The 25122-nt window shown below is 70.1% G+C and carries 23 protein-coding genes and 1 pseudogene; 14 read left to right on the top strand and 10 right to left on the bottom strand.

Annotated features, from left to right (window positions below; translation table 11 throughout):
• Window positions 1-335: 335 nt before the first annotated feature.
• The 3 genes from LGI35_RS19020 (at window position 336) to LGI35_RS19010 (ending at window position 4509) form a co-directional block, all read left to right on the top strand.
• Entirely contained in the window at window positions 336-2141 is a 1806-nt protein-coding gene (locus tag LGI35_RS19020) for a DEAD/DEAH box helicase (RefSeq protein ID WP_227295014.1), read from the top strand.
• 362 nt (window positions 2142-2503) lie between these two features.
• A complete protein-coding gene (locus tag LGI35_RS19015; protein WP_227295012.1) occupies window positions 2504-3145 on the top strand; it encodes an IclR family transcriptional regulator in 642 nt (213 codons plus the stop codon).
• 620 nt (window positions 3146-3765) lie between these two features.
• Window positions 3766-4509: a S16 family serine protease gene (locus tag LGI35_RS19010; protein WP_227295010.1), complete on the top strand. Its 744-nt coding sequence runs from the start codon at window positions 3766-3768 to the stop codon at window positions 4507-4509.
• An 82-nt stretch (window positions 4510-4591) separates the two neighbouring features.
• Here the strand turns inward: LGI35_RS19010 and LGI35_RS19005 are convergent, their stop codons facing one another.
• The 5 genes from LGI35_RS19005 to LGI35_RS18985 form a co-directional block, all read right to left on the bottom strand.
• Window positions 4592-5560, bottom strand: coding sequence for a glycine betaine ABC transporter substrate-binding protein (locus LGI35_RS19005; protein ID WP_227295009.1), 969 nt, complete (start codon window positions 5558-5560; stop codon window positions 4592-4594).
• Window positions 5557-6420: an ABC transporter permease gene (locus tag LGI35_RS19000; RefSeq protein ID WP_227295007.1), complete on the bottom strand. Its 864-nt coding sequence runs from the start codon at window positions 6418-6420 to the stop codon at window positions 5557-5559. The genes LGI35_RS19005 and LGI35_RS19000 overlap by 4 nt, the downstream gene beginning before the upstream one ends.
• Window positions 6417-7721 carry a betaine/proline/choline family ABC transporter ATP-binding protein gene (locus tag LGI35_RS18995; RefSeq protein ID WP_376597935.1) on the bottom strand — a complete coding sequence of 435 codons (1305 nt, stop codon included), beginning with the start codon at window positions 7719-7721 and terminating at the stop codon, window positions 6417-6419. The genes LGI35_RS19000 and LGI35_RS18995 overlap by 4 nt, the downstream gene beginning before the upstream one ends.
• On the bottom strand, window positions 7714-8361 hold the full coding sequence (locus LGI35_RS18990; protein ID WP_227295006.1) for an ABC transporter permease: 648 nt from the start codon (window positions 8359-8361) through the stop codon (window positions 7714-7716). The genes LGI35_RS18995 and LGI35_RS18990 overlap by 8 nt, the downstream gene beginning before the upstream one ends.
• 129 nt (window positions 8362-8490) lie before the next feature.
• Window positions 8491-8961, bottom strand: coding sequence for an Lrp/AsnC family transcriptional regulator (locus LGI35_RS18985; protein WP_227295005.1), 471 nt, complete (start codon window positions 8959-8961; stop codon window positions 8491-8493).
• 123 nt (window positions 8962-9084) lie between these two features.
• Here LGI35_RS18985 and hppD point away from each other — a divergent pair, with 123 nt between their 5' ends.
• The 4 genes from hppD to nthA are packed head-to-tail and all read left to right on the top strand — an operon-like array spanning window position 9085 to window position 11432.
• The gene (hppD, locus tag LGI35_RS18980; RefSeq protein ID WP_227295004.1) at window positions 9085-10239 is read left to right on the top strand and encodes a 4-hydroxyphenylpyruvate dioxygenase; all 1155 of its coding nucleotides are present in this window, start codon (window positions 9085-9087) and stop codon (window positions 10237-10239) included.
• A 53-nt stretch (window positions 10240-10292) separates the two neighbouring features.
• Complete coding sequence (locus LGI35_RS46135; RefSeq protein WP_264484679.1) at window positions 10293-10577, top strand: nitrile hydratase subunit beta; 285 nt, start codon at window positions 10293-10295, stop codon at window positions 10575-10577.
• Window positions 10570-10845, top strand: coding sequence for a nitrile hydratase subunit beta (locus tag LGI35_RS46130; RefSeq protein ID WP_264484678.1), 276 nt, complete (start codon window positions 10570-10572; stop codon window positions 10843-10845). Before LGI35_RS46135 ends, LGI35_RS46130 begins: the two co-directional genes overlap by 8 nt.
• On the top strand, window positions 10845-11432 hold the full coding sequence (gene nthA / locus LGI35_RS18970) for a nitrile hydratase subunit alpha (RefSeq protein WP_227295003.1): 588 nt from the start codon (window positions 10845-10847) through the stop codon (window positions 11430-11432). The genes LGI35_RS46130 and nthA overlap by 1 nt, the downstream gene beginning before the upstream one ends.
• Before the next feature lie 42 nt (window positions 11433-11474).
• Here the strand turns inward: nthA and LGI35_RS18965 are convergent, their stop codons facing one another.
• Entirely contained in the window at window positions 11475-13142 is a 1668-nt protein-coding gene (locus tag LGI35_RS18965) for a tetratricopeptide repeat protein (protein ID WP_227295002.1), read from the bottom strand.
• A 107-nt stretch (window positions 13143-13249) separates the two neighbouring features.
• Between LGI35_RS18965 and LGI35_RS18960 the strand changes: the two genes are divergently transcribed.
• On the top strand, window positions 13250-14620 hold the full coding sequence (locus tag LGI35_RS18960; protein WP_227295001.1) for an FAD-binding oxidoreductase: 1371 nt from the start codon (window positions 13250-13252) through the stop codon (window positions 14618-14620).
• A 52-nt stretch (window positions 14621-14672) separates the two neighbouring features.
• Here LGI35_RS18960 and LGI35_RS18955 read toward each other — a convergent pair whose 3' ends face one another.
• The gene (locus LGI35_RS18955) at window positions 14673-15152 is read right to left on the bottom strand and encodes an SsgA family sporulation/cell division regulator (protein WP_227294999.1); all 480 of its coding nucleotides are present in this window, start codon (window positions 15150-15152) and stop codon (window positions 14673-14675) included.
• A 220-nt stretch (window positions 15153-15372) separates the two neighbouring features.
• On the opposite strand from LGI35_RS18955, the gene LGI35_RS18950 reads away from it, so the two are divergent.
• A complete protein-coding gene (locus tag LGI35_RS18950) occupies window positions 15373-17055 on the top strand; it encodes an RDD family protein (protein ID WP_227294998.1) in 1683 nt (560 codons plus the stop codon).
• 99 nt (window positions 17056-17154) lie between these two features.
• Window positions 17155-17934: an RDD family protein gene (locus LGI35_RS18945; RefSeq protein WP_227294997.1), complete on the top strand. Its 780-nt coding sequence runs from the start codon at window positions 17155-17157 to the stop codon at window positions 17932-17934.
• A 36-nt stretch (window positions 17935-17970) separates the two neighbouring features.
• Here LGI35_RS18945 and LGI35_RS18940 read toward each other — a convergent pair whose 3' ends face one another.
• The gene (locus LGI35_RS18940; RefSeq protein ID WP_227294996.1) at window positions 17971-18300 is read right to left on the bottom strand and encodes a hypothetical protein; all 330 of its coding nucleotides are present in this window, start codon (window positions 18298-18300) and stop codon (window positions 17971-17973) included.
• Between the two features lie 397 nt (window positions 18301-18697).
• Here LGI35_RS18940 and LGI35_RS18935 point away from each other — a divergent pair, with 397 nt between their 5' ends.
• Both LGI35_RS18935 and LGI35_RS18930 read left to right on the top strand, forming a co-directional pair.
• A complete protein-coding gene (locus tag LGI35_RS18935; protein WP_116512749.1) occupies window positions 18698-21094 on the top strand; it encodes an immune inhibitor A domain-containing protein in 2397 nt (798 codons plus the stop codon).
• Window positions 21095-21216: 122 nt separating this feature from the next.
• Window positions 21217-21516 (top strand): annotated as a pseudogene (locus LGI35_RS18930) (hypothetical protein); the annotation flags it as partial.
• A gap of 217 nt (window positions 21517-21733) precedes the next feature.
• Here LGI35_RS18930 and LGI35_RS18925 read toward each other — a convergent pair.
• Window positions 21734-22318 carry an isochorismatase family protein gene (locus tag LGI35_RS18925; RefSeq protein ID WP_227294992.1) on the bottom strand — a complete coding sequence of 195 codons (585 nt, stop codon included), beginning with the start codon at window positions 22316-22318 and terminating at the stop codon, window positions 21734-21736.
• A 73-nt stretch (window positions 22319-22391) separates the two neighbouring features.
• Entirely contained in the window at window positions 22392-23735 is a 1344-nt protein-coding gene (locus LGI35_RS18920) for a nicotinate phosphoribosyltransferase (protein WP_227294991.1), read from the bottom strand.
• Between the two features lie 81 nt (window positions 23736-23816).
• On the opposite strand from LGI35_RS18920, the gene clpS reads away from it, so the two are divergent.
• Complete coding sequence (gene clpS, locus LGI35_RS18915; RefSeq protein ID WP_227294990.1) at window positions 23817-24134, top strand: ATP-dependent Clp protease adapter ClpS; 318 nt, start codon at window positions 23817-23819, stop codon at window positions 24132-24134.
• A 35-nt stretch (window positions 24135-24169) separates the two neighbouring features.
• A complete protein-coding gene (locus LGI35_RS18910; protein ID WP_227294989.1) occupies window positions 24170-24775 on the top strand; it encodes a DUF2017 domain-containing protein in 606 nt (201 codons plus the stop codon).
• Window positions 24776-25122 lie beyond the last annotated feature (347 nt).

Below are 25122 nucleotides of genomic sequence, written 5' to 3'. Positions count from 1 at the left end.
ACAGCCGATGCGAGAGCCGTCGTGCGGCACATGCGAGAGCCGCCGCGCGACGGATGCGGGGCCATCGCGTGCCGGGTGTGAGGCCCACCTCACGACGGGTGTACGACCCACCGCACTACGGGTGTTAGGACCATCGCCCGACGTACGTGAGGCTCATCGCCCGGCGCATGTGAGACTCATCGCCCGACGGATGTGAGGCCCGTCGCATCCGGTGCCCGAGCCCCCGAGTCTGCCCGGGGAAGCGAGGGGGCCACCGGTAGGGTGGCCCGGTTGTCGTACGTACCCGACCCCCTCCGATCATCGCCCCGTTGCCGCGCCCGTCGAACCCGGAGACCGTGACTACCACCGCCGCCGCCACCGCTTCCGCCTCCTCCCACCACCTCTCACCCGCCTTCCCCGGGCGCGCCCCCTGGGGCACCGCGGGCAAGCTGCGTGCCTGGCAGCAAGGGGCCATGGAGCGGTACCTCCAGGAGCAGCCGCGAGACTTTCTCGCCGTCGCCACCCCGGGCGCCGGCAAGACGACGTTCGCGCTCACCCTCGCGTCCTGGCTGCTGCACCACCATGTCGTGCAGCAGGTGACCGTGGTCGCGCCGACCGAGCACCTGAAGAAGCAGTGGGCCGAGGCCGCCGCGCGCATAGGGATCAAGCTGGACCCGGAGTACAGCGCGGGGCCGCTCAGCAAGGAGTACCAGGGCGTCGCCGTCACGTACGCGGGTGTGGGCGTGCGGCCGATGCTGCACCGCAACCGCAGCGAGCAGCGCAAGACGCTCGTCATCCTCGACGAGATCCACCACGCCGGTGACAGCAAGTCGTGGGGTGAGGCGTGCCTGGAGGCCTTCGAGCCGGCGACCCGACGGCTCGCCCTCACCGGTACGCCGTTCCGCTCGGACACCAACCCGATCCCCTTCGTCCAGTACGAAGAGGGCAAGGACGGCATCAGGCGCTCCTCCGCCGACTACACGTACGGCTACGGCAGCGCGCTCGGCGACGGTGTCGTGCGGCCCGTCATCTTCCTCTCCTACAGCGGCAACATGCGGTGGCGCACGAAGGCCGGTGACGAGATCGCCGCCCGGCTCGGCGAACCCATGACCAAGGACGCCATCAGCCAGGCCTGGCGCACCGCCCTCGACCCGCGCGGCGAGTGGATGCCGAGTGTGCTGCGCGCTGCCGACCAGCGGCTCACCGAGGTCCGCAAGGGCATCCCGGACGCCGGCGGCCTCGTCATCGCCGCCGACCAGGACTCCGCCCGCGCCTACGCCAAGCTGATCCGGGAGATCACCGGCACGAAGCCCACGACCGTCCTGTCCGACGACACCGGCGCGTCGAAGCGGATCGACGACTTCTCGGGGAGCAACGACCGCTGGATGGTCGCCGTCCGCATGGTGTCCGAGGGCGTCGACGTGCCGCGGCTCGCCGTGGGCGTCTACGCGACGACGATCTCGACCCCGCTCTTCTTCGCGCAGGCCGTGGGCCGTTTCGTACGTTCACGGCGGCGCGGCGAGACCGCGTCCGTCTTCCTGCCCACCGTCCCCGACCTCCTCGGCTTCGCCAACGAGATGGAGGTCGAGCGCGACCACGTGCTCGACAAGCCGAAGAAGGACGGCGAGGAGGACCCCTACGCCGAGTCCGAGCAGGAGATGGACGAGGCGAACAAGGAGCAGGACGAGGACACGGGGGAGCAGGAGCAGTTCTCCTTCGAGGCGCTGGAGTCCGAGGCCACGTTCGACCGGGTCCTCTACGACGGCGCCGAGTTCGGCATGCAGGCCCACCCGGGGAGCGAGGAGGAGCAGGACTACCTCGGCATTCCCGGGCTCCTCGAACCCGACCAGGTGCAGATGCTGCTCCAGAAGCGGCAGGCCCGGCAGATCGCGCACAGCAAGAAGAAGCCGGACAGCGAGGCCGATCTTCTCGAGATGCCGGCCGAGCGGCGGCCCGTCGTCTCGCACAAGGAGCTCCTCGAACTCCGTAAGTCGCTGAACACGATGGTCGGGGCGTACGTACATCAGAGCGGGAAGCCGCACGGCGTCATCCACACCGAGCTGCGGCGGGTGTGCGGGGGGCCGCCGAGCGCGGAGGCCACGGCCGGGCAGTTGCGGCAGCGCATCGCGAAGGTCCAGGAGTGGGCCACCCGGATGAAGTGACGTCGCTTCGCGCCGTCCAAGGTCGGCGCGCCAAGAATTGTGTGCACTACGTGCAGAGGCGGTGCACGTTCCGTTGATCCCACCCGCGTAACGGGGCAATCGGTACAGCTCGGGATAGTTACTGCCCGGATTCTGGACGGAGTCTTCCGCTGAGCGGGACGACCTCGCTACATTCCCGGCAACGCACACGCCCCGTGGCAGAGCCGCCGCGGAGCGCAGCCGGTGCGCCATGCGCCTCCGCCCGGGACCATCCGAACCGGGTCGATTGCCGACCGGCGGCCTCTGACGCGCGTCGCCCACGGGACCGGCGTCGCAACCGCCGCGGAGGGGGCCGCCGCCTTCACCACTAAGGAGTGGGCGTCGTGACCGCGGAGACCTCCCAGACGCTCGACCGAGGACTGCGTGTCCTCAAGCTGCTCGCCGACACCGACCACGGGCTGACGGTCACCGAGCTGTCCAACAAGCTCGGCGTGAACCGCACCGTCGTGTACCGCTTGCTCGCCACGCTCGAACAGCACGCCCTGGTCCGACGCGACCTCGGAGGCCGGGCGCGGGTGGGGCTCGGCGTGCTGCGCCTGGGCCGCCAGGTGCATCCGCTGGTACGGGAGGCCGCGCTGCCGGCGCTGCGATCTCTTGCCGAGGACATCGGGGCCACCGCGCATCTCACGCTGGTCGACGGCTCGGAGGCGCTCGCCGTGGCCGTCGTCGAGCCGACCTGGACGGACTATCACGTGGCGTACCGGGCGGGGTTCCGGCATCCGCTCGACCGGGGGGCCGCGGGGCGGGCGATACTCGCCGCGCGGCAGGGGCATGTGCCCGAGCCTGGTTACACGCTGACCCATGGGGAGCTGGAGGCCGGTGCGTGTGGCGCTGCGGCGGCGTTGGTGGGGGTGAGCGGGCTCGAGGGGAGTGTGGGGGTCGTGATGCTTTCGGACTCCGTCCCTGAGCGGGTGGGGCCGCGGGTTCTTGATGCGGCGCGGGAAGTGGCCGACGCGTTGCGCTAGCGCGCTGCCTGATCGGTTGTTTGTGCGGGGTGTCAGTGCCGGTGTTTGTGCGGGGTATCAGGGGCGGGGGTTTTGCGCAGTTCCCCGCGCCCCTTGGAGGGGTCCGTTTTCGTCTGCGGGTCCGTCTCGGTTGATCGCGCCGTTCCCCGCGCCCTTGGATGAGCCGTCGGTTCGTTGTCGGCTGCTGGTTCGTCTCGGCTGGTCGCGCAGTTCCCCGCGCCCCTTGGAGGGGTCCGTTTTCGTCTGCGGGTCCGTCTCGGTTGATCGCGCCGTTCCCCGCGCCCTTGGATGAGCCGTCGGTTTGCTGTCGGCTGCTGGTTCATCTCGGCTGATCGCGCCGTTCCCCGCGCCCCTGTGTGAAGTGGAGCCGTTCCCCGTCCCCCTGAGCGAAGCGTCCCGAATCCCGCGCCCCTGTGTGAAGTGGAGCCGTTCCCCGCCCCCTGAGCGAAGCGTCCCGAATCCCGCGTCCTTGTGTGAAGCGGCGCAGTTCCCCATGCGCCTCTTGAACAACCGGCGGGTGCCCCCGCCACACTGGGCGCGTCTGTTCCTCGCGTTAGATTGGGCTCGTGCTTCTCTCTCGGATTTCGCGGCCCAGGGCCCTTGCCGTTTGTGCTCTGCCTGTGGTGGCTCTGCTTGCCGTGGCGGGGTTCGCACCGCTGCCGTTCGCCATCGCGCAGCCCGGGCCGACCACCGATGTGCTCGGGGATTCGAAGGGGAAGCCCGTCATCGACATCTCCGGAGCGCCCACCCGCGACACCTCGGGGAAGCTGCGCATGGTGACGATCGTGGCCACGGGGCCCGACGCGGAGGTGAGTCTCGGCGATGTCGTCGACAGCTGGTTCCGAACGGACCGTGCGGTCATGCCCCGCGACTCCGTGTACCCGGCGGGCGACTCCACCAAGGAGATCGAGCAGCACAACCTCGGCGAGATGAAGAAGTCGCAGGACTCCGCGACCGAGGCGGCGCTCGGCTATCTGGGCAAGGACCCGCAGGACGTGCACGTGAAGCTTCAGCTCGCTGACGTCGGCGGGCCGAGCGCGGGACTCTTCTTCTCCCTCGGCATCGTCGACAAGCTGGACGGCAACGGCAGCGGCGGCGACCTCACGGGCGGCCGTTCCATCGCCGGTACGGGCACCATCACCTCCGGCGGGAAGGTCGGCGCGGTCGGCGGGGTCTCGCTCAAGACGCAGGCCGCCTGGCGGGACGGCGCGAAGGTGTTCCTGGTGCCGCGGGCGGAGTGCGGCGACGCCAAGGCCGAGTTGCCCAAGGGCATGCGGTTGATCCCCGTGACGACGCTGCGGGGCGCGGTCTCCGCCCTGACGGCCCTGGACAAGGGTGACGCGAGCAAGGTCCCCAGCTGCTGAATCCCTGCCCCCGGCAGCCGGATCGGCTGACCCGGGGCCCGCTCACTCCGACCGGATCGGCTCACTTGGACCCGGGGCCCGCTCACTCCGTCACGAAGCCCTCCTTCACCAGCCAGTCCTTCGCCACGTCGTGCGGGTCCTGGCCGTCGACGTCGACCTTCGCGTTCAGCTCCTGCGCGACCGTGTTGTTGAGCTTCTTCGTGATCGGCTCGATGACCTTCGCCATCGCCGGATACCTCTCCAGGGACTTGGTGTTCATCTCCGGGGCCGCGTTGTAGTTCGGGAAGAAGTGCTTGTCGTCCGCCATCACCCGGAGCTTCATCGCCTTGATGCGGCCGTCGGTCGTGAAGACCTCGCCGAACGTGCACGTGCCCTTCGCGGCCTGCGTGTAGATGATCCCGGTGTCCATCTGCGTGATGTTCGCGGTCGGGATGTCCATGCCGTACGCCTTCTCCATGCCCGGCAGCCCGTCCGCGCGGTTGGCGAACTCGCTCTCCACGCAAAGCGTCACGGCCTTGGGGTCCTTCTTGGCGAGCGCGGCCACGTCCGAGAGGGTCTTCGTGCCGTACTTCTTGAAGTTGGTCTCGTTCATGGCCAGCGCGTACGTGTTGTTGAGCGCGGACGGCGGCAGCCAGGTGATGCCGTTCTTGAGGTCGGCGTCGTGCACGGCCTGCCACTGGGCCTGCGGGTCCGGGATGGGGGTGGAGTGGCCCAGGTAGGTGATCCAGGCCGTGCCCGTGTACTCGTACATCCCGTCCGCGTCACCGCTCTTGATGGCCTCGCGGGCGCCGATCGAGCCCTGGATGCCGGTGCGGTCGAGTACCTCGGCGCCGGCCGCCTTGAAGGCGATGCCCATCATGGCGCCGAGGATCAGCTGCTCGGTGAACTCCTTGGACGTGACGGTGATGTCGGCGCCCTTGAGCGGCTCGCCCTGGCCGACCGAGCCCGGCTTCACGTCGTCGACCATCGGGCTGCCGCTGGTCAGTCCGCAGCCGGCGAGCAGGGACACCACGAGGCCCGCTGCCGCCGCCGCACGGTACGTACGCCTCATGCGCCCACCTCCAACCCGCGCGGACGCAGGAGGAGTTCGGCGAGCGACGCCAGCCAGTCGACGATCAGGGCCAGTGAGACCGTCAGGACCGAGCCCAGGACGAGGATCGGCATGCGCTGGGTGGTGATGCCGGTGGTGATGAGGACGCCGAGCCCGCCACCGCCGCCGAACGTGGCGAGGGTCGCCGTGCCGACGTTCAGGACGAGCGCCGTCCGCACGCCCGCGAGGATCAGCGGTACGGCCAGTGGCAGTTCGACCTTGGTGAGGACGCCGAGCGGTGACATGCCGATGCCGCGCGCCGATTCGAGGAGGGTGGGATCGTTCGCCTTCAGGCCCGCGATCGTGTTGGAGAGCACGGGCAGGATCGCGTAGATGATGATGCCGATCAGGGCCGACCGCCGGCCGATGCCCAGCCAGATGACCAGCAGGGCGAGCAGGCCGATCGCGGGGGTGGCCTGGCCCATGTTGGCGAAGGCGAGGGCGACCGGGGTCGCCTTGCGGAACATCTTGCGGGTCAGCAGGATGCCCAGCGGGATCGCGATGATCAGCACGAAGAACGTGGAGACCACCGTCAGGTAGATGTGCTGCTTGAGGAGCTTCCACACCTGACCGCCCACGATGGCGTTCTCGGAGATCGTGTCCAGGCTGGCCTGCTGGAACCAGAGCCAGGTGGCCAGCAGTACGGCCGCGACCACGGCCGGCAGGAACGTGAGCTTCTGCCAGGAGATCCGGCGCTTCCCGCGGACCGGCGGTGGCGGGGGCGCCTCCTGCTCGGCCTCGCCTTCGTCGCGGAAGGCGACGCCCTTCACCTCGTGCTCGCCCTCCGGGCGCTTGTCCGGGGGCGACTTGGGGGTGTTCACGCCTTCGGTCCCCCCTCGCCTTCCTGCTCCTGGTGGGTCTGCTGGGCCCGCAGCTCCTCCAGTTCGTGCTGGTGCTCCACGGCTTCGAGCCGGTCGGCGTCCAGGAGTTCGTGCACGGAGTTCATCAGCGTCTCCATGTCGACGACGCCCTCGTACTCGCCGCGCCGCCCGGTGACCGCCACGCGTCCCGCGTTGTCGGTCAGGACCGCTTCGAGCGCGTCGCGCAGAGTCGCGTCCCGGGTCACCGTGTCGTGCACGAGGGTCCCCGCGCGGGCCAGTGATCCCTTGGCGCGCATCAGGTCGCCGCGCCGCAGCCACTTGTAGGGGCGGCGCCGCTTGTCGAGCAGGAGCAGTTCGTTGGTGCCCGCGTCGCGCAGCTTGTCGAAGATGGTCTGGAGGGGGTCGTCGACCTGCACCGTCGGGTAGTCGGTGACCTCGACGTCCCGTACGCGGCTGAGGTTGAGGCGCTTGAGGGCGGCCCCCGCGCCGACGAAGCCGGACACGAAGTCGTCGACGGGGTTGGTGAGGATGGCCTCGGGGGTGTCGAACTGGGCGATGTGCGAGCGCTCGCGCAGGACCACGATGCGGTCGCCGATCTTGATCGCCTCGTCGAAGTCGTGGGTGACGAACACGATCGTCTTGTGCAGCTCGCGCTGGAGGCGGATCAGCTCGTCCTGGAGGTGGTCGCGGGTGATCGGGTCGACGGCGCCGAACGGCTCGTCCATCAGGAGTACGGGCGGGTCGGCCGCCAACGCCCGTGCCACGCCGACGCGTTGCTGCTGGCCACCGGAGAGCTGGCGTGGATAGCGGCCGCGGAACTCGCCGGGGTCGAGGCCGACGAGGTCCAGCATCTCCTCGACGCGCGCCTTGATCTTCGACTTGGACCAGCCGACCATCTTCGGCACGAGGGCGATGTTCTGGGCGACCGTCATGTGTGGGAAGAGCCCGGAGGACTGGATCGCGTAGCCGATCTTGCGGCGGAGCTTCACCGGGTCCATGTCCGTGACATCCTCGCCACCGATCCTGATGCGGCCGCTGGTCGGCTCGATGAGCCGGTTGATCATCTTGAGGAGGGTGGTCTTGCCGCCGCCCGAGGGGCCTACGAAGATGACGGTCTCGCCCGCCTTGATCTCCAGGCTGACGTTGTCGACGGCCGGGGCGGCGGACCCCGGGTAGCGCTTGGTGAGGTTCTCCAGCTCGATCGTCGCCCCCGTCGTGGAGTCGGGCCGCCCCGCGTCGGCGTCGGCGGTGGCGGTCGCCGTGGCGGCGGAGGCGGGGGTCTCGGGCACGGAATCAGACACGGATCCCCCTCGGGATGGTCATGCGGCCGATGAGGACGTACGCGGCGTCGAAGAGGAGGGCGAGGATGATGATGCCGATCGTGCCCGCGAGGACCTGGTTGAGCGCGTTCTTGCTGCCCAGGGACGCGATGCCGCGGAAGATCTCGTTACCGAGGCCGGGGCCGGACGCGTAGGCGGCGATGGCGGCGATGCCCATCAGCATCTGGGTGGAGACCCGGATCCCGGTGAGGATCGGCGGCCAGGCCAGCGGCAGCTCCACCTTGGCGAGCCGGGCGACGCGGGACATGCCGATACCCTGCGCCGCGTCGATGAGGGAGGGGTCCACGCCCCGCAGGCCCACGATCGAGTTCCGGACGATGGGCAGCAGCCCGTACAGGGTCAGCGAGATGACGGTCGGCGGGACGCCGAGGCCGACGATCGGGATCAGCAGACCGATCATGGCGAGCGAGGGGATCGTCAGGATGGTCGAGGTCGCCAAGGTGGCGAAGTTGCCCGCCCACTCGCTGCGGTAGGTGAGGACGCCGATGAGGACGCCGGCGAGGGTCGCGACGACCATGCACTGGAAGACGAGGCTGGCCTGCTGGTAGGCATCCGCCAGCAGCTGCTGATGGCGGGTGACGATGTACTCCCAGAAGTTCACGGGCCTCACCTCCTTGCGCCGGGCTGACGTCCGGCCGGCCTCGGCCGGTGGTCCGGGGTTGTCCCCGGGAACGCAGCGCCGGCACTCACCTCGTCCGGGCGGACTCCGTGAGCGTCGGGGACGTACGGGTCAGGAATCCGACGAGGCCTGCTCCACGAGCGGGATGATCCGCAGCGGAACGGGGTTTTCCATGACGATCGCGGTGGAAGCCCGGACGATGCCATCAAAACCCACGACCCGGTCGATCACACGCTGGAGATCGGCGTTCGAGCGGGCCACGAGGCGGCACAGCATGTCGCCGCTGCCGGTCGTCGTGTGCAGTTCGAGGACCTCGGGGACCGTCGTCAAGTGCGCCCTGACGTCGGAGCCTTGGCCCTGCCGGATCTGGAGCGTGGCGAACGCGGTGACCGGATAGCCCAGGGCCGCCGGGTCGACCTGAGGCCCGAAGCCGCGGATGACTCCGTTCGACTGAAGCCGGTCGAGGCGCGCCTGCACGGTGCCCCGCGCGACCCCCAGGCGCCGGGACGCCTCGAGCACCCCGATCCTGGGCTCACGCGCGAGCAGCAGGATCAGCCGCCCGTCCAGATGATCGATCGCCATAGGGGGCCTCCGTGATGGTCATCCTGTACAGATCGCTCGCCCATATTGGCGATCCGCTGAGCAAATTGACCACTGGAATCACAAACTATTGCGCACCTTGTGGTTCGGAGGGAGTCTCGGGCCATGGCAGCTACTTCTGCGCACATCCAGCCCACCCCCGACACCGCGCGCGAGGCCGACCCCTTCCCGGTGAAGGGAATGGACGCGGTCGTCTTCGCCGTGGGCAACGCCAAACAGGCCGCCCACTACTACTCGACCGCCTTCGGCATGAAGCTCGTGGCCTACTCGGGCCCGGAGAACGGCAGCCGCGAGACGGCCTCCTACGTCCTCACGAACGGCTCCGCCCGCTTCGTGTTCACCTCCGTCATCAAGGTCTCCACCGACTGGGGCCACTTCCTCGCCGTCCATGTGGCCGAGCACGGCGACGGCGTCGTCGACCTCGCCATCGAGGTCCCGGACGCCCGCGCCGCGTACGCGTACGCCGTCGAGCACGGCGCCCGCGGCATCACCGAGCCGTACGAGTCCAAGGACGAGTTCGGCACCGTCGTGAGGGCCGCGATCGCCACGTACGGCAAGACCCGCCACACGCTCGTCGAGCGCACCGGGTACGACGGCCCGTACCTGCCCGGCTTCGCCGCGGCCGGCCCGATCGTCGAGCCGCCGGCCAGGCGCACCTTCCAGGCCGTCGACCACTGCGTCGGCAACGTCGAACTCGGCAAGATGAACGAGTGGGTCGGCTTCTACAACAAGGTCATGGGCTTCACGAACATGAAGGAGTTCGTGGGCGACGACATCGCGACCGAGTACAGCGCGCTGATGTCGAAGGTCGTCGCGGACGGCACGCTCAAGGTCAAGTTCCCGATCAACGAGCCCGCCATCGCCAAGAAGAAGTCCCAGATCGACGAGTACCTGGAGTTCTACGGCGGCGCAGGCGTCCAGCACATCGCGCTCGCCACGAACGACATCGTCGCGTCCGTGCAGGCCATGCGCGCCGCGGGCGTCCAGTTCCTCGACACCCCGGACTCGTACTACGACACCCTCGGCGAGTGGGCCGGCGAGACGCGCGTGCCCGTCGAGACGCTGCGCGAGCTGAAGATCCTCGTCGACCGCGACGAGGACGGTTACCTGCTGCAGATCTTCACCAAGCCGGTCCAGGACCGGCCGACCGTCTTCTTCGAGATGATCGAGCGGCACGGCTCGATGGGCTTCGGGAAGGGCAACTTCAAGGCGCTCTTCGAGGCGATCGAGCGCGAGCAGGAGAAGCGCGGCAATCTGTAGCGACCCGCAGATCTCTGGGGGCACTCCGTAGGCGCACGTCCTAGGCTGGTGCTATGGCCAGGATCAATGACGTGGGCGGCATGACAGGGTTCGGCGCCATCGACACCAGCGATGACGCCGAGCCCTTTCACGCGGACTGGGAGGCGCGCGTCTTCGCCCTGCAGCGCGCGCTCCTCGTCAAAGGGGTCTTCAACCTCGACGAGTTCAGGGACGCCATCGAGACGATGCCGCCGGGGGAGTACCTCGCGGCCTCGTACTACGAGCGCTGGTTCCACGCGATCCGCACGCTCCTCGAACGCAAGGGCGTCATCGAGGAAGGGGCGCTGAGCGATGACTGACCGGTTCGCGGCCGGCGCCCACGTCCGCACGTACCCGCACGACCCGCCCCACCACACGCGCCTGCCGCGGTACGCCCGCGGCAAGCTCGGCGTCGTGGTCGAGCCGGAGGGGCGGGCCCCGCTCGCCGACGTGCGCGCGCAGGGTCGGGACGACGCCCCCGTCGAGATGATCTACGCGGTCCGCTTCGCGGCACGCGAGCTGTGGGGCGAGGGCGACCACCACGTCGTACTCGATCTGTCGGAGAGCTATCTGAGGGAGGCCGAGTGATGTCCGGTACGCACGAGGACGCGGTGATCTCCCGTCAGGTACGGCGCCTGGAAAGCCTGTTGGAGGCGCAGGGCATCGTCGGGGGCGACACCGTCGACGAGGTCATCGACGGGTTCCTCGCGGGCGCCTCGCCCGTGAACGGCGCGAAGGTCGTGGCCCGCGCGTGGACCGACCCGGCCTACCGCGAGCGGCTCCTCGCCGACGGCACCTCGGCGGTGGGTGAACTGGGCTTCTCCTCCGGGGGAGTTCAGAAGCAGCGGCTGCGCGTCGTCGAGAACACCGCCGACACGCACAACGTCATCGTCTGCACGCTGTGCTCCTGCTATCCCCTGCGCCTGCTCGGGCCCTCGCCCGGCTGGTACAAGAGCGAGGCGTACCGCTCCCGCGTCGTGCGGGACCCGCGCGGTGTCCTCGCCGAGTTCGGCGTGACGCTCCCGGAGTCCGTGGACGTCACGGTCTGGGACTCCAGCGCGGAGACGCGGTACATGGTCCTGCCCAGGCGCCCCGCGGGAACGGACCGCCTGAGCGAGGAAGAACTGGCGTCCCTGATCACGCGGAACGGGCTCATCGGGACGGGTGTGCTTTAGGGGGCCGGGCTCCCGCGTTCGAGAGGGCGCCGGGTGCGGGGGTCACGCGCCCGAGGGCTTGGGCGTCTGAGGGGCCTGCCGGGGCGACGGCTTGGCAGGGGCCGGAGGCGTGGCCGGCGGTGCCGCGGACTTGGGCGGCGCGACGGGGGCGGCCGGGCGGGCCGCGGGGCTTTCGGGCGCCGGGCGCCGGGGTGCGGGACGCGCGGGGGCCGGGTTCCGGGGCGCCGCGTGGGGCCGCGGCGCCGGTGCCGTGTTCGCCTCCGCCTTCGGCGCCTTGTCGGACCTGCCGGCCGACGGATCGCCCAGCGCGGCCAGCGCCTCCTTCGCGAGCGGGGCCAGGAGCGGGGAGAACGCCGAGTTGATGCGCAGGGCCTCGCCGATGTGCCGGCGGGCGGGCCCGTCCAGCTTCAGCTTCCGTTCCACCTCCCCCCGGTGGTAGGCGATCAGCGCACTGCGTACGGTGCCCCCGTGCTCGGGGTCCGTCGCGCGCTTCGCGTACTTCAGCGCCTCCTGGTCGTCGCCCGCCTTGTGCAGCGCCCAGCCCAGCGCGTCCGCGGTCTGCACGCTCGGCGCCCGCTTCCACTCGACCCGCAGCCGGGTCACGGCCGCCCGCGGGTCCCCGTGGTCCGCCTCGAACCGGCCGAGGAGGAGCGTGTCGTCGACCCCGTTCGCCGCGTCCGCGGCCACCCGCTTCCGCAGCAGTGCGTACTGTGCCTTCGCCGCGTCGTCGAACCTGATCGACTGGTACAACTCGCCCAGTTCCAGGGAGTATTCGGGCCGGGGCTGCATGGCGAGCGCGCTCCGGTAGGCCTGGACCGCCTCCGTCGTACGGCCCAGCGACGCCAGGGCGCGGCCCTGCCCGGCGAGCGACGCGTGGTGGTCGGGGTCGGCCGCGAGGGCCTGGGTGAAGTAGTTCAGCGCCTTGGCGGGCTCGCCCCGCTCCCACGTCAGCTCGCCCGCCCGGTGCAGGCACGCGGCCTGCTCGGACGGCGTCGCGGCGAGCGCCGCCGCGTCGGTCAGCGACGCGAGCGCGTCGTCACGCCAGCCGCGGTCCCGGTAGACCTGACCCTCCCGTGCCATCACGGCCGCGCCCGAGCGCAGCTTCGTCAGCGTCTCCAGGGACCGGTCCACGGCCTTGTAGTCCCCGAGCCGCCCGTACGTCTCGATCAGCAGCGGATACGTCGTCCAGCGCTTCGGCGCCAGCTTCAGCGACGCCTCGCCCCACTTCTTCGCCGTGCGGTAGTCGTGGCGAGCGTTGGCGAGCGCGGCGAGCCCGTCCAGGGCGTCCACGTTTCCGGTGGGCCGCGTCTTCAGCGAGGTCCGCAGGGCGCGCTCCGCCTTCGGGTAGTACGTCGGGTCCGCCGTCCGCAGCCCGTACTCCACGTAGGCGGCCCCGAGCACCGCCCACGACTGGGCGTCCCGCGGATCGGTCCGCAGACGGGCCTCGCGCTCCCTGATGAGGGCCGTCAGATCGGGCAGCGACGCGGCGGCCCCCATGGCCGCCGCGATCATCGCGTGGCCGGCCGACCCCGGAGCGGGCGCCGCGGAGCGCTCCGGCGAGGAGGGCGGCACCAGCAGGATGCCGCCGAGCACCACGGACCCCGTGAGGGCGCTGATCACCACGCCCTTCGCCAGCGGGGACATCCGGTACCCCGGTTCGGGAGCAGTGGCCGGAGCGTGCTGTTCCGCTTCGATCTCCTCGGTCTTCATGACGCAACTGTGCGTCAATACGAAGAGCACATCACGGCAACATCCCGGCAGGTGAAGGCCGCCGCAGACGGGTTCACACCGATGGCCCCGGGTGCGAGGCTGTGATCATGAGCCGCACACTCGTCGAACGACTTCAGGAAGGCCTGCCGGCCGGGGCGGTCCTCACCGACCCCGACGTCACGGCCTCGTACGCCAACGACATGGCCAGCTTCTGCGACGCGGGAGCGCCGGCCGTCGTGGTGCTGCCCCGCACCGTCGAGCAGGTCCAGCACGTGATGCGCACGGCCACGGAGCTACGCGTCCCCGTCGTCCCGCAGGGCGCCCGCACGGGCCTCTCCGGCGCGGCGAACGCGTCCGAGGGCTGCGTCGTGCTGTCCCTGGTCAAGATGGACCGCATCCTGGAGATCAGCACCGTCGACAGGATCGCGGTCGTCGAGCCGGGCGTCATCAACGCCACGCTCTCCCGCGCCGTCAACGAGAAGGGCCTCTACTACCCGCCGGACCCGTCCAGTTGGGAAATGTGCACCATCGGCGGGAACATCGGCACGGCGTCGGGCGGCCTGTGCTGCGTGAAGTACGGGGTGACGGCGGAGTACGTCCTCGGGCTCGACGTCGTCCTCGCCGACGGCCGGCTCCTGTCCACGGGACGCCGCACGGCCAAGGGCGTCGCGGGCTACGACCTCACGCGTCTGTTCGTCGGCTCCGAGGGCAGCCTCGGCATCGTCGTGCGGGCCACGCTCGCGCTCAAGCCCGAGCCGCCGCAGCAGTTGGTCCTGGCCGCCGAATTCGCCTCCACGGACGCCGCCTGCGACGCGGTCTGCAAGATCATGGAGGGCGGTCACGTCCCGTCGCTGCTCGAACTCATGGACCGTACGACCGTGAAGGCCGTCAACGCGATGGCGAACATGGGGCTCCCCGAGACCACCGAGGCGCTGCTCCTCGCCGCCTTCGACACCCTCGACCCGGCAGCCGACCTCGCCGCCGTCGGCGCCCTGTGCGAGGCCGCCGGCGCGACCCAGGTAGTCCCCGCCGAGGACGCCGCCGAGTCCGAACTCCTGCTCCAGGCCCGGCGCCTCTCGCTCACCGCGCTCGAAGCGGTCAAGGGCACGACGATGATCGACGACGTGTGCGTGCCGCGCTCGAGGCTCGCCGAGATGCTCGCCGGCGTCGACCGCATCGCCGAGAAGTACGGCCTCACGATCGGCGTCTGCTGCCACGCGGGCGACGGCAACACGCACCCCACCGTGTGCTTCGACGCCCAGGACGCCGACGAGGGCCGGCGGGCCCGCGAGTCCTTCGACGAGATCATGGCGCTCGGTCTCGAACTCGGCGGGACCATCACCGGCGAACACGGCGTCGGCGTACTCAAGAAGGAGTGGCTGGCGCGCGAGCTCGGCCCGGTGGGCATCGAGATGCAGCGCGCCGTGAAGGCGGCCTTCGACCCGCTCGGCCTGCTCAACCCGGGCAAACTCTTCTGACGCCCGCCACTCCTGGTCGGTCGGCCCGCATCCACCCCCGTGGGACGCGCGCTCACTCACCGTCCTGGGACTCGTCCGAGGGCCACGGGTCGCGCAGCCACAGGTCGTCGGCGCGGCCCGAGGCGGGAGCGAGCAGCTCGGCGAGGCCGTCGTCGATGCCGAGCCGCTCGGACTCAGAGCCCGGAGGGACCACCCGCAGTGTCCGCTCCAGCCAGGCGGACACCGCGGCGGCGGGCGCCTCCAGGAGCGCGTCGCCGTCCGGTGAACTCAGCGCCATGAGGACGACGCTGCGGCGGTCGACCTTCGTCGGCCACACGCGCACGTCCCCGTGCCCGCACGGCCGGAAGACCCCCTCCACGAACAGCTCGCGCGCGAACGTCCAGTGGACCGGGTGCTCGGAGCCGATGTGAAAGGCGATGTGGACGGCGTACGGGTCGTCGGTCCGGTAGGTGAGCCGGGCAGGGACAGGGATGCTGCGTTCGGGCGACAGGACGAGCTTCAGCTCGAGTTCACGTTCCACCACGGTGTGCATGTCGTGCGCTTCCTCTCCTCGTACGGGTCGTGCGAGGGCTCGCGAGAGCGGGCCCGTGCAAGGAGAGAGGGCGAAGGGCGCGGAGCATTACGCGAGTTCCGGAAAGTTTTTTCGGCGTCCCCGGAAAGTGGTCCGTACGGGCGGACCCGCCCGGTGGCGGGCGGTGGTCTGATAGATGTGGACCCCCAACAAAACCCCGAGCAGATACGGGACGACGGACATGAGCGCCCCAACTCCGGCACCCGGCGACGACAGGCCCCGCGACGGGTACTACCCCGACCCGTCCATTCCCGGATATGTCCGGTACTGGAACGGTGCCGCGTGGGTGCCCGGCACGAGCCGCCCGGCCCCGTCCGACGGCGAACCCCTCGCGGCCCCCGCCGGGGTGACCCCGGCCCCCGCCCCCACGCCTGCGCCCGCGCCCGCGTCCGTCGAGGAGACCGGCCCGGTCTTCCTCGACGAGGAGCCGGAGCGGTACTCGGACGAGCCGGCCGCACCCGAACCCGCCACGGCCTGGCAGGCGGACGCGTCCCGCCAGACCGGCTTCGGCGGCGAGCAGGACCGCCGCGTGTCCTGGGGCACCGACCCGCGCGTGCCCGCTCCGCAGCAACAGCAGCAACAGCAGCAGCAGCAACAGCAGCAGGCGCGTGCGGACGGTGCGGGCGCGAACCGCCCGGCGCAGCCGGAGCTCCCGACGCCGTCCACGGACGGGACCGTCACGTTCCGCCGCCCCACCCCGCCCACGGACCGTCCCGAGGGCACGATGACGATGCGAGCGCTGTCCGCTCGTCAGGGGCCGGGCCGACAAGGTCCTGCGGTTCAGGGACAGCAGGGTCAGGTGCCGGGCCGGCAAGGACCTGCGGTGCAGGGTCAGGGGCAGCGGAGTCAGCAGGTTCCGGGTCAGCTTCAGGGCCAGCTGGATCAGCAAGCGCAGCCCCAGCAGGCTCAGCCCCAACAGCCACTCGCCCAGCATCCGCAGGCGGCCCAGCAGCCCGCGCCCCAGCAGGCCGACGCCCAGCCCCGGTCCGGCGCCCAGTCGCAGCAGCCTCAGCCTCAGGCGGGCTTCGCCCCGCAGGGACCGGCTCAACAGCCCCAGGCCCAGCAGCCCCAGCCCCACCAGGCGCACGCGTCCCACGCACCCCAGGCCCTCACCCCGGCGCAGCAGCCCCAGGCCGGCCGACCCGGCGTGGTCCCGCCGCAGGCCGCCGGTGGCGCCTCCGCCACCCCCATGACCTCCGGCCCTGGCGGCGGTTCGCCCTCCTGGGCGCAGCAGGTGCACCAGCTCGCCCAGCCTCAGTCCGCGCAGCCCGCTCACTCCGCTCAGCCCGCCGCGGGCGAACGCGCGGAGCCGGAAGGCCCCGTCACGCCGTGGAAGCCCGTGGCCAACGACCCGTTCCTGGCGGCAGCCCAGGCGCAGGCGTCGGCGCGGCCCGCGGGGCTCGGCAGGCGTCTTGCCGCGCGGCTCATCGACTCGGTGGTGCTCGGCGCGGTCACCGCGGTGGCGGCGGTCCCGCTCGGCACCAAGGCCATCGACCACATCGACGGGAAGATCGACGCGGCGAAGGCGTCGGGCCGCGAGGCCACGGTCTGGCTGCTGGACGGCACGACGGGCGCCTACCTCGGCATCGTCCTCGCCGTCCTCCTCGTCGCCGGCGTCCTCTACGAGGCCCTGCCGACCGCCAAGTGGGGCCGCACCCTGGGCAAGAAGGTGTGCGGACTCCAGGTGCGGGACATCGAGGAGCACGAGGCGCCGACGTTCGGCGCGGCGCTGCGGCGCTGGCTGGTGTACAGCGTGACCGGCCTGCTGGTCATCGGCGTCCTCGGCGTGCTGTGGTGCCTGTTCGACCGGCCGTGGCGCCAGTGCTGGCACGACAAGGCGGCCCGTACGTTCGTGGCGGGCTGACCCGGGCCGTCCCGCTCGGTCGCCGCACGGGCGAGCCGTCGTACTCCGGACGGCGGCTCGCCGGATGCGGAATCGGGGGGTTCGCGGTCGACTCGGGCCATGAGCTCCGAACCGCCGCCCCCCGGCTCAGGCCAGCCCCCGGAAGACGACCCGTTCAGAAAGCCACCGCCGTCCCAGGGCGGCGGCTCACCGTACGACGGCCCCCAGGACCCGTACGGGACTCCGCAGGACCCTCAGAATCCACAGGGCCCTCAGAATCCCCAGGGCCCCCAGAACCCCCAGAACCCTCCGGGCTCGGGGAATCCGTACGACTCCCCGCCGCCCCCGCCCGGCGGCACCCCGCCGCCCCCGTACGGCGGTGGTGGTGGAGGTGGCCCCTACGAGGGTGACCCCTACGGTGGCGGTCCCTACGGGGATGACCCGCTGGCCGGGATGCCGCCGCTGGCGGACAGCGGCAAGCGGGTGCTCGCGCGGATCATCGACATCATCCTGGTCAGCATCGTCGTGGGGCTGCTGTCCTGGGCGTTCGGGGTCGCCGCGTACCAGACGAACCCCGACAAGATCCAGTACGGCAGGCAGTTCGGCCAGTCCGTCCTCGCCGCGGTCCTCTACATCGGGTACGACACCTTCATGACCGCGAGGACCGGCCAGACGCTGGGCAAGCGGCTGCTCAAGCTGCGCGTGGCGAACCTCAACGACGGTGCCACGCCCAGCGTCCAGACCAACCTGGTGCGCGCCGCGGTCCTGTGGCTGCCCGCGGTGTTCTGCTGCGCCTGCATCTGGACCGCGATCTGTGGCGGCTGGAGCTTCTTCGACAAGCCCTACAAGCAGGGCCTGCACGACAAGGCCGCGAAGACGGTGGTGGTCAGCACCGGCTGAGCAGGCGCGGGGTGGTGCTTCCGGCGGGTCCGTGGGTCACGGGCCCGCCGGTCCGCGTGTGCCGGACGGCGCGACCTCGTACACGGACTCGGGGGCGGCCTGCGGGGCGGCCACGGAGGGCACAGTCGCTCGCCGGACCGTCACCCGCTCCTCGGCCGCGGCGGCAGTGGCGGCCGGCGCTGCGGCGGGCCGCGACTTCGGCAGGGGCACCGTCAGTGCCACGAGGAGACCGAGGCCGAGTGCGGCCAGGGCGATGACCGCGACACCGAGGCCCGAACTCGTCTGCGACAACAGCAGCATGGCGAGTGTCGAGAAGATCACGGTCGCGGAACCGTAGGCGAGCTGTGCGGCAGTCGGACGCGGCATGGCGTTATCCGTCCTCGGGACAGCGGATGCTTGCTTCACTGGCGTATGGCAGGAGCCATTGGCAGCTGCATATGTAACGGGTGCGGAGCCGGGTCGACTTTGCCGTAGCGCGCCGTCAAATGACTCTATTCCGACGCATGCCCGAGAGGAACGGGCGGTAAGCGTGACCTAACCCACGGTGCCGGTGCACAGGGGGCGCACGGAGTCACCGAGTCCACGAAGTGGACGGTTCGGCGCGCCCGTTGGGAGGAAGTCCGCGTCCGGATAGCGGTGCCGTCCCACTGCATAGTGCACTTCGGTTGCCCCAGTCAAGGTCTGTTATTTCTCCTTCACCTCCGGTCAAATAGCGTCACTTGTGACACGTGGCTGAAACGCCACGGAGGAGGGGAACCATCAAGTGACCACCAAGAGACGGGCGTTGAGATCCGCCGCCGTGCTCGTGACGCTGGCCGCGACCGCGGCTGCCGGATCGGTCCTCGCGACGGGCGCCCAGGCCGACACCCCGGCCGTAGGAAGTTCCACGTCGCACGGCAAGACGTACGGGGGCAAGGGGCACGTCATCGGCGGCCCCTTCAGCCAGCAGATGGAGCAGCAGCGCAAGACCGCGCTGGAGCAGGTGCTCTCCGGGAAGTCGAAGGTCGTCAAGCGCGACGGCTCGCAGGTCGTGCAGCTCGGCAAGGACAAGTACGTCGAGCTGGGCCGGGAGCGGACCGACAAGATCTTCACGATCCTGACGGAGTTCGGCGACAAGGTCGACAACACGACGCTGGTCGACCGCGCCGACGACGACACGCCTGACCTGAAGCCCAAGTACGGCGGTACGCCCGGCCCGCTGCACAACCAGATAGCCGAGCCGGACCGTGCCAAGAACAACAGCACGGCCTGGCAGAAGGACTACAGCAGCAAGCACTTCCAGGACCTGTACTTCGGTACGGGCAAGGGAGTCGACTCGCTGAAGACCTACTACGAGAAGACGTCGTCGGGCCGCTACTCGGTCGACGGCGAGGTCTCGGACTGGGTCAAGGTCCCCTACAACGAGGCGCGTTACGGCTCCAACTACTGCGGCGCCGACAACTGCCCGAACGTCGAGGACCTGGTCCGCGACGGCGTGACCGCGTGGGTCGAGCAGCAGAAGGCGGCCGGCAAGTCCGACGCCGACATCAAGGCGGACCTGTCCCAGTACGACCAGTGGGACCGCACCGACCACGACAACGACGGCAACTTCAACGAGCCCGACGGCTACATCGACCACTTCCAGATCGTCCACGCGGGCGAGGACGGGTCGGCCGGCGGCGGCGCGCAGGGTGGCGACTCCCTCTGGGCGCACCGCGGTTACGCCTACGGCCGCGACGACGGCGACACGGGCCCGGCCGGCTTCAAGGCGGGCGGCACCCCGGTCGGCGACACCGGCATCTGGGTCGGCGACTACACGATGCAGCCGGAGAACGGCGGCCTCGGCGTCTTCGCCCACGAGTACGGCCACGACCTGGGCCTGCCCGACCTGTACGACACCACGTACAGCGGCGAGAACTCGGTCGGCTTCTGGTCCCTGATGTCGGCCGGCTCCTGGCTCGGCACCGGCAAGGACTCCATCGGCGACATGCCGGGCGACATGACCGCCTGGGACAAGCTGCAGCTGGGCTGGCTCAACTACGACAAGGCCAAGGCGGCGACCAAGTCGACGCACACGCTGGGTGTTTCGGAGTACAACACCAAGCGCAAGCAGGCCCTCGTCGTCGAGCTGCCCGAGAAGAAGAACGTCACCACCGACATCGTGAAGCCCACCGAGGGCGCGAAGCAGTGGTGGTCGGACTACGGTGACGACCTCTCCAACACCCTGACGCGCCCGGTCGATCTGACCGGCAAGTCGAAGGCGGCCCTCGAACTCGACGGCTGGTACGACATCGAGAAGGACTACGACTACCTGTACACGCAGGTGTCCTCGGACGACGGCGCCAGCTGGAAGACGATCGACGGCACCGCCGACGGCGTCACCATCCCGCGCGACGGCGGCGACAAGCCGGCCCTGACCGGCGTCTCCGGCAAGTTCCAGCACCTGGTGTTCCCGTTGGACGCCTACGCGGGCAAGAAGATCAGCGTCCGCTTCCGCTACAAGACGGACGGCGGCGCCGGCGGCATGGGCTTCACCGCCGACAACCTCACCGTCAAGGCGGACGGCCAGGCGCTGTTCACCGACAACGCCGAGGGTGACGACAACGGCTGGACCGCGCGCGGCTTCTCCCGCGTCGGTGCCTCCGTGACGGGCGACTTCCCGCAGTTCTACCTCGCGGAGAACCGCCAGTACGTCTCGTACGACAAGACCCTCAAGGTCGGTCCGTACAACTTCGGTTGGCGTGACGGCGGTGCGAAGAACGACTGGGTCGAGCACTACTCGTACCGTCCCGGCCTGATGATCTGGCAGTGGGACACCTCGCAGCGCAACAACAACGTCGGCCAGCACCCCGGCAAGGGTCTGATCCTGCCGGTCGACGCCCACGCCAAGCCGCTCAAGTGGGCCGACGGCAAATACATCACCAACAAGATCCAGCCGTACGACGCCGCGTTCAGCTGGTTCCCGAACCGGGGCTTCTCGCTGCACAAGCTCGGCGTCGAGACCAAGATCCCGGCACAGCTGGGCGTTCCGGTCTTCGACGACCACAAGGGCACGTACTGGTACAAGGAGAACCCGACCGGCAGTGTCCAGACAACTGACACCAACACCCGGATCTCGATCGTCGGGCAGCCGCTCGACGGCTCGTCGATCACGGTGAAGGTGGGCCCTTCGGCGAAGTAATCCACATCGCCGCAGGTCAGAGCATGATCGGCCGTCGCCCTCTAGCGGGCGGCGGCCGATCGTGTTTAGGTGCGTCCTGTGGGTTTCTTATTGACACTACGTCTCACGGGGGTGTGACAATCATGTCCGCAGGAGGGTTCTGCAAGCTGCCGAACGGCAGAGTGGTGGTGGCACTGACCGTGCCCAGCCCGTCGCCGGACGACGGTGCGGTACGGGTCCTGGTGCACGCGGCGAACCGCGCCCGCGCCCTGACCCGGCTGCGTAACCTGGGCCTGCGGGCGATCTACCTGAGGGGCAACGCGGAGCCCCCCACGCCCGACGAGGTCACAGCGGTCCTGCACCACCCGGACGGCCTGCTCTGGCGAGCCGCCCCCCGCTGCACGGCGGGCGAACTCTGGCACCCGATCAGAGCGCTCATGAGACCGAGACATCCCGACCGGCCCGGCTATTCCAGCTCGGCCTCCAGCCCGGCGGGCCATCCCGGCGCCGGCTATTCCAGGGCGGGCCACGCAGGCTTCTTCGGCGCTTCTTCCGGTCAGGCCGGCCACTCCAGCCCTTCGGGAGTCTGAGGGGCGTGGCCTGGGGCAGAGCTCCAGGTCTTTCGGGAGGGGGCGGGCCGGGGGGAGAGGAAGCAGCCGCTCAGACGACCGGCTTCCCCGACAGCTCGACCCCGGCCGCCCGCATCTCGTCCAGCGCCGCCGCGGTGGTCCCCGCGGCCACTCCGGCCGTCAGATCGAGCAGCACCTGAACCCGAAACCCCTCCCGCACCGCGTCCAGCGCGGTGGCGCGAACGCAGTGATCCGTGGCGAGCCCGACCACATCCACCTCGGTGATCCCCCGCGCGCGGAGCCAGTCCGCCAGGGACACCCCGTTCTCGTCGAGCCCCTCGAACCCGCTGTACGCGGCCGCGTACGCCCCCTTGTCGAAGACGGCGTCGATCGCGCCGGACGCGACGACGGGCGCGAAGTTCGGGTGGAACCCGATGCCCTCCGTGCCCGCCACGCAGTGCGCGGGCCAGGAGTGGACGTAGTCCGGGGACTCGGAGAAGTGGTCACCGGGCGCGATGTGGTGATCGCGGGTGGCCACGACGTGCCGGTACCCGGCCGGCGCCTGCCCGATCAGCTCGGTGACGGCCGCGGCCACATCGGCCCCGCCCGCCAGCGCGAGGCTGCCGCCCTCGCAGAAGTCGTTCTGCACATCTACGACGATCAATGCGCGGCGCATAGGAGGTGTCCTTCTGCTGGGAGACTTCGAGCGTAGAGACTTGAAGTGCGTTGCGGGAGAGGACATTTGACCGTTAAACGGGCGTGTTCACCAGATACTCCGTAGGGATCACCGCTTCCCCGCGCGACAGCTGCTTCGCCGAGAGCGGCAGCCCGTCGAGCGCCTCGATGTGCCGCTCGCGCACCGCGTCCAGCGGCTCGCGGGCCACGACCGTGCCGCCCTTGACCAGCTCGACCAGGAGCTGTCGGTCGACCAGGTCGGCCGGGACGGGACCGGTGCCGAGCACCTCGGCCTCGGCCACCCCCTGTTCGTCGCGTCGCCGCGCGGCCCACTTGCGGCCGCCCACGGACGTCTTCGCGCCCATGGACTTCTTCGCCACGGGCAGCAGCGGCGCCTTCGGATCGGCGGACTCCGCGCGCGCGACGATCTTGTAGACCATCGAGCACGTCGGGTGCCCCGAGCCGGTGACCAGCTGCGTCCCCACCCCGTACGCGTCCACGGGTGCGGCCGCGAGCGAGGCGATGGCGTACTCGTCGAGGTCGGAGGTGACGACGATCTTCGTCTCGGTGGCGCCGAGCTCGTCGAGCTGCCCGCGCACCCGGTGCGCGACGAGCAGCAGGTCTCCCGAATCGATGCGCACGGCGCCGAGCCCGGGCCCGGCGATCTCCACGGCGAGGCGCACGGCCTCCGTGACGTCGTACGTGTCCACGAGCAGGGTCGTGCCCTCGCCGAGGGAGTCGACCTGCGCGCGGAACGCGTCGCGCTCGGTGTCGTGCAGCAGGGTGAAGGCGTGCGCGGACGTGCCGACGGTCGGGATCCCGTACCGGAACCCGGCCGCGAGGTCCGACGTGGTGGCGAAGCCGCCCACGTACGCGGCGCGGGACGCGGCGACGGCGGCCAGCTCGTGCGTGCGGCGCGCGCCCATCTCGATCAGGGGCCGGCCGCCCGCGGCGGAGGCCATGCGGGAGGCTGCGGCGGCGATCGCCGAGTCGTGGTTGAGGATGGAGAGGATCACCGTCTCCAGGAGGACGCACTCCGCGAAGGAGCCCTCGACCCGCAGGATGGGGGAGCCGGGGAAGTACACCTCGCCCTCGGGGTAGCCCCAGATGTCACCGCTGAAGCGGTAGTCGGCCAGCCGTTCGAGGGTTCGTTCGTCGACGATGCCGCGCTCGCGCAGGAAGCCCAGTTCGCGGGCGTCGAACCGGAAGTTCTCGACGGCGTCCAGTACCCGGCCGGTGCCTGCCACGACGCCGTAGCGGCGGCCCTCGGGCAGCCTGCGCGTGAAGACCTCGAAGACCGAGCGCCGGTCGGCCGTGCCCGCCTTGAGCGCGGCCTGGAGCATCGTGAGCTCGTAGTGATCGGTGAAGAGTGCTGTCGACGGAACATCCACCGGCAGGCCAAGGTCCGCTGTGTTCATATCCGGGATGCTACCCCCAATTAGCGTCAGTGTGACGATTTCCGTGGCCCATTTGTGCGGTCGCCGCCCCCTAGTGGCAGCATGGGCTGTGTGACGGCTCCTGCACCCCTAGAGATCGAACGCACCGAGTCGGCGGAGGAGACCTTCGCCGTGCCCGAGCCGGACGTTCCCTGGATCACGCTCGTCCACAACGACCCGGTCAACCTCATGAGTTACGTGACGTATGTCTTCCAGTCGTACTTCGGGTACTCGAAGGAGAAGGCCACCAAGCTGATGCTCGACGTGCACCAGAAGGGCCGCGCGGTCGTCTCCACCGGGTCCCGCGAGGAGATGGAACGCGACGTACAGGCCATGCACGGCTACGGTCTGTGGGCCACCCTTCAGCAGGACCGCAAGTAGCGCACGCAAGCAGCGACGGAGTAGCGACGCACCTGATGCCAGGACACTTCGAACCGATTCCCGGCGGCGGCGCTGCCGTCGCGCTCGACGAGGTCGAGATCTCGATCATCCGCTCCCTGGCGGTCCAGCTCCTGGAGCTGATCGGCCCCGGGCCCGGCGGGGACGCGCCCGACGACCCGCTCGCCGAGCTCTTCGCGGAGGGTCCGAGCGAGCCGCCGTCCGACCCGGTGCTCCAGCGCCTCTTCCCCGACGCCTACGGCGGCCCGGGGAGCGAGGAGGCGACGGTGGACAAGGCGGACGAACAGCGCGCGCACTCCGCCGAGTTCAGGCGCTTCACCGAGAACGACCTGCGGGCCGGCAAGCGGGAGGACGCGCTCGCGGTGATCCGCTCGCTGGACGCGCTGACGTCCGCCGGTGAGGGGGGAGCGGTCCTCAAGCTCTCGCCCGAGGAGTCCCTGCGCTGGATGCGCGCGCTCAACGATCTTCGCCTCGCGATCGGCACCCGCCTCGACATCACCGACGAGGAGGACGCGGATCTCCTCTACCGGCTCCCCGACGAGGACCCGCGCAAGCCGATGGTGATGGCATACCTGTGGCTGGGCGGGCTCCAGGAGACTCTGGTCGAAACCCTTATGCCCTGACCTGTCAGGACATAGCGAGCGGAGTCCAAGCGTCCGTATGTAAGCGCGTTCGCTCAGCGGTTGCTCAATTCCGGATAACGATCCTGTTACTCAAGCGGTCTTGTATGCCGCACGAGGGGTTTTTTGTCCGGTTTTTCCAGTGGTGTGTGCCACACGTGCCTTTCTCCATCAGTGTTGCCGCCGTGATAAATCTTCACGACCGCTCGACGGACGCCACCCCTGTCCCGTCGGGTGCGCCCCGACCGGCAGACCGCCGGTAGGCACAGCTCCATCCATCCAGGGGCCCAGCCCCCGAGGATCGTCACAGTCGATCCGAGCCGCAGCGGCACGGATCGGCATGGAGAAAG

Source organism: Streptomyces longhuiensis (assembly GCF_020616555.1).
Taxonomy (GTDB): domain Bacteria; phylum Actinomycetota; class Actinomycetes; order Streptomycetales; family Streptomycetaceae; genus Streptomyces; species Streptomyces longhuiensis.
The sequence above is the reverse complement of the archived record's forward strand: the minus strand, read 5'-3'. Positions and strand labels throughout refer to the sequence as shown.

Bases quoted from the DNA above. Each gene is read 5' to 3' on its own strand.
- LGI35_RS19005 (WP_227295009.1), bottom strand. From the start codon at position 5,560: ATGAGGCGTACGTACCGTGCGGCGGCGGCAGCGGGCCTCGTGGTGTCC.
- LGI35_RS18985 (WP_227295005.1), bottom strand. From the start codon at position 8,961: ATGGCGATCGATCATCTGGACGGGCGGCTGATCCTGCTGCTCGCGCGT.
- hppD (WP_227295004.1), top strand. From the start codon at position 9,085: ATGGCAGCTACTTCTGCGCACATCCAGCCCACCCCCGACACCGCGCGC.
- LGI35_RS46135 (WP_264484679.1), top strand. From the start codon at position 10,293: ATGGCCAGGATCAATGACGTGGGCGGCATGACAGGGTTCGGCGCCATC.
- LGI35_RS46130 (WP_264484678.1), top strand. From the start codon at position 10,570: ATGACTGACCGGTTCGCGGCCGGCGCCCACGTCCGCACGTACCCGCAC.
- nthA (WP_227295003.1), top strand. From the start codon at position 10,845: ATGTCCGGTACGCACGAGGACGCGGTGATCTCCCGTCAGGTACGGCGC.
- LGI35_RS18965 (WP_227295002.1), bottom strand. From the start codon at position 13,142: ATGAAGACCGAGGAGATCGAAGCGGAACAGCACGCTCCGGCCACTGCT.
- LGI35_RS18960 (WP_227295001.1), top strand. From the start codon at position 13,250: ATGAGCCGCACACTCGTCGAACGACTTCAGGAAGGCCTGCCGGCCGGG.
- LGI35_RS18955 (WP_227294999.1), bottom strand. From the start codon at position 15,152: ATGCACACCGTGGTGGAACGTGAACTCGAGCTGAAGCTCGTCCTGTCG.
- LGI35_RS18950 (WP_227294998.1), top strand. From the start codon at position 15,373: ATGAGCGCCCCAACTCCGGCACCCGGCGACGACAGGCCCCGCGACGGG.
- LGI35_RS18945 (WP_227294997.1), top strand. From the start codon at position 17,155: ATGAGCTCCGAACCGCCGCCCCCCGGCTCAGGCCAGCCCCCGGAAGAC.
- LGI35_RS18940 (WP_227294996.1), bottom strand. From the start codon at position 18,300: ATGCCGCGTCCGACTGCCGCACAGCTCGCCTACGGTTCCGCGACCGTG.
- LGI35_RS18925 (WP_227294992.1), bottom strand. From the start codon at position 22,318: ATGCGCCGCGCATTGATCGTCGTAGATGTGCAGAACGACTTCTGCGAG.
- LGI35_RS18920 (WP_227294991.1), bottom strand. From the start codon at position 23,735: ATGAACACAGCGGACCTTGGCCTGCCGGTGGATGTTCCGTCGACAGCA.
- clpS (WP_227294990.1), top strand. From the start codon at position 23,817: ATGGGCTGTGTGACGGCTCCTGCACCCCTAGAGATCGAACGCACCGAG.
- LGI35_RS18910 (WP_227294989.1), top strand. From the start codon at position 24,170: ATGCCAGGACACTTCGAACCGATTCCCGGCGGCGGCGCTGCCGTCGCG.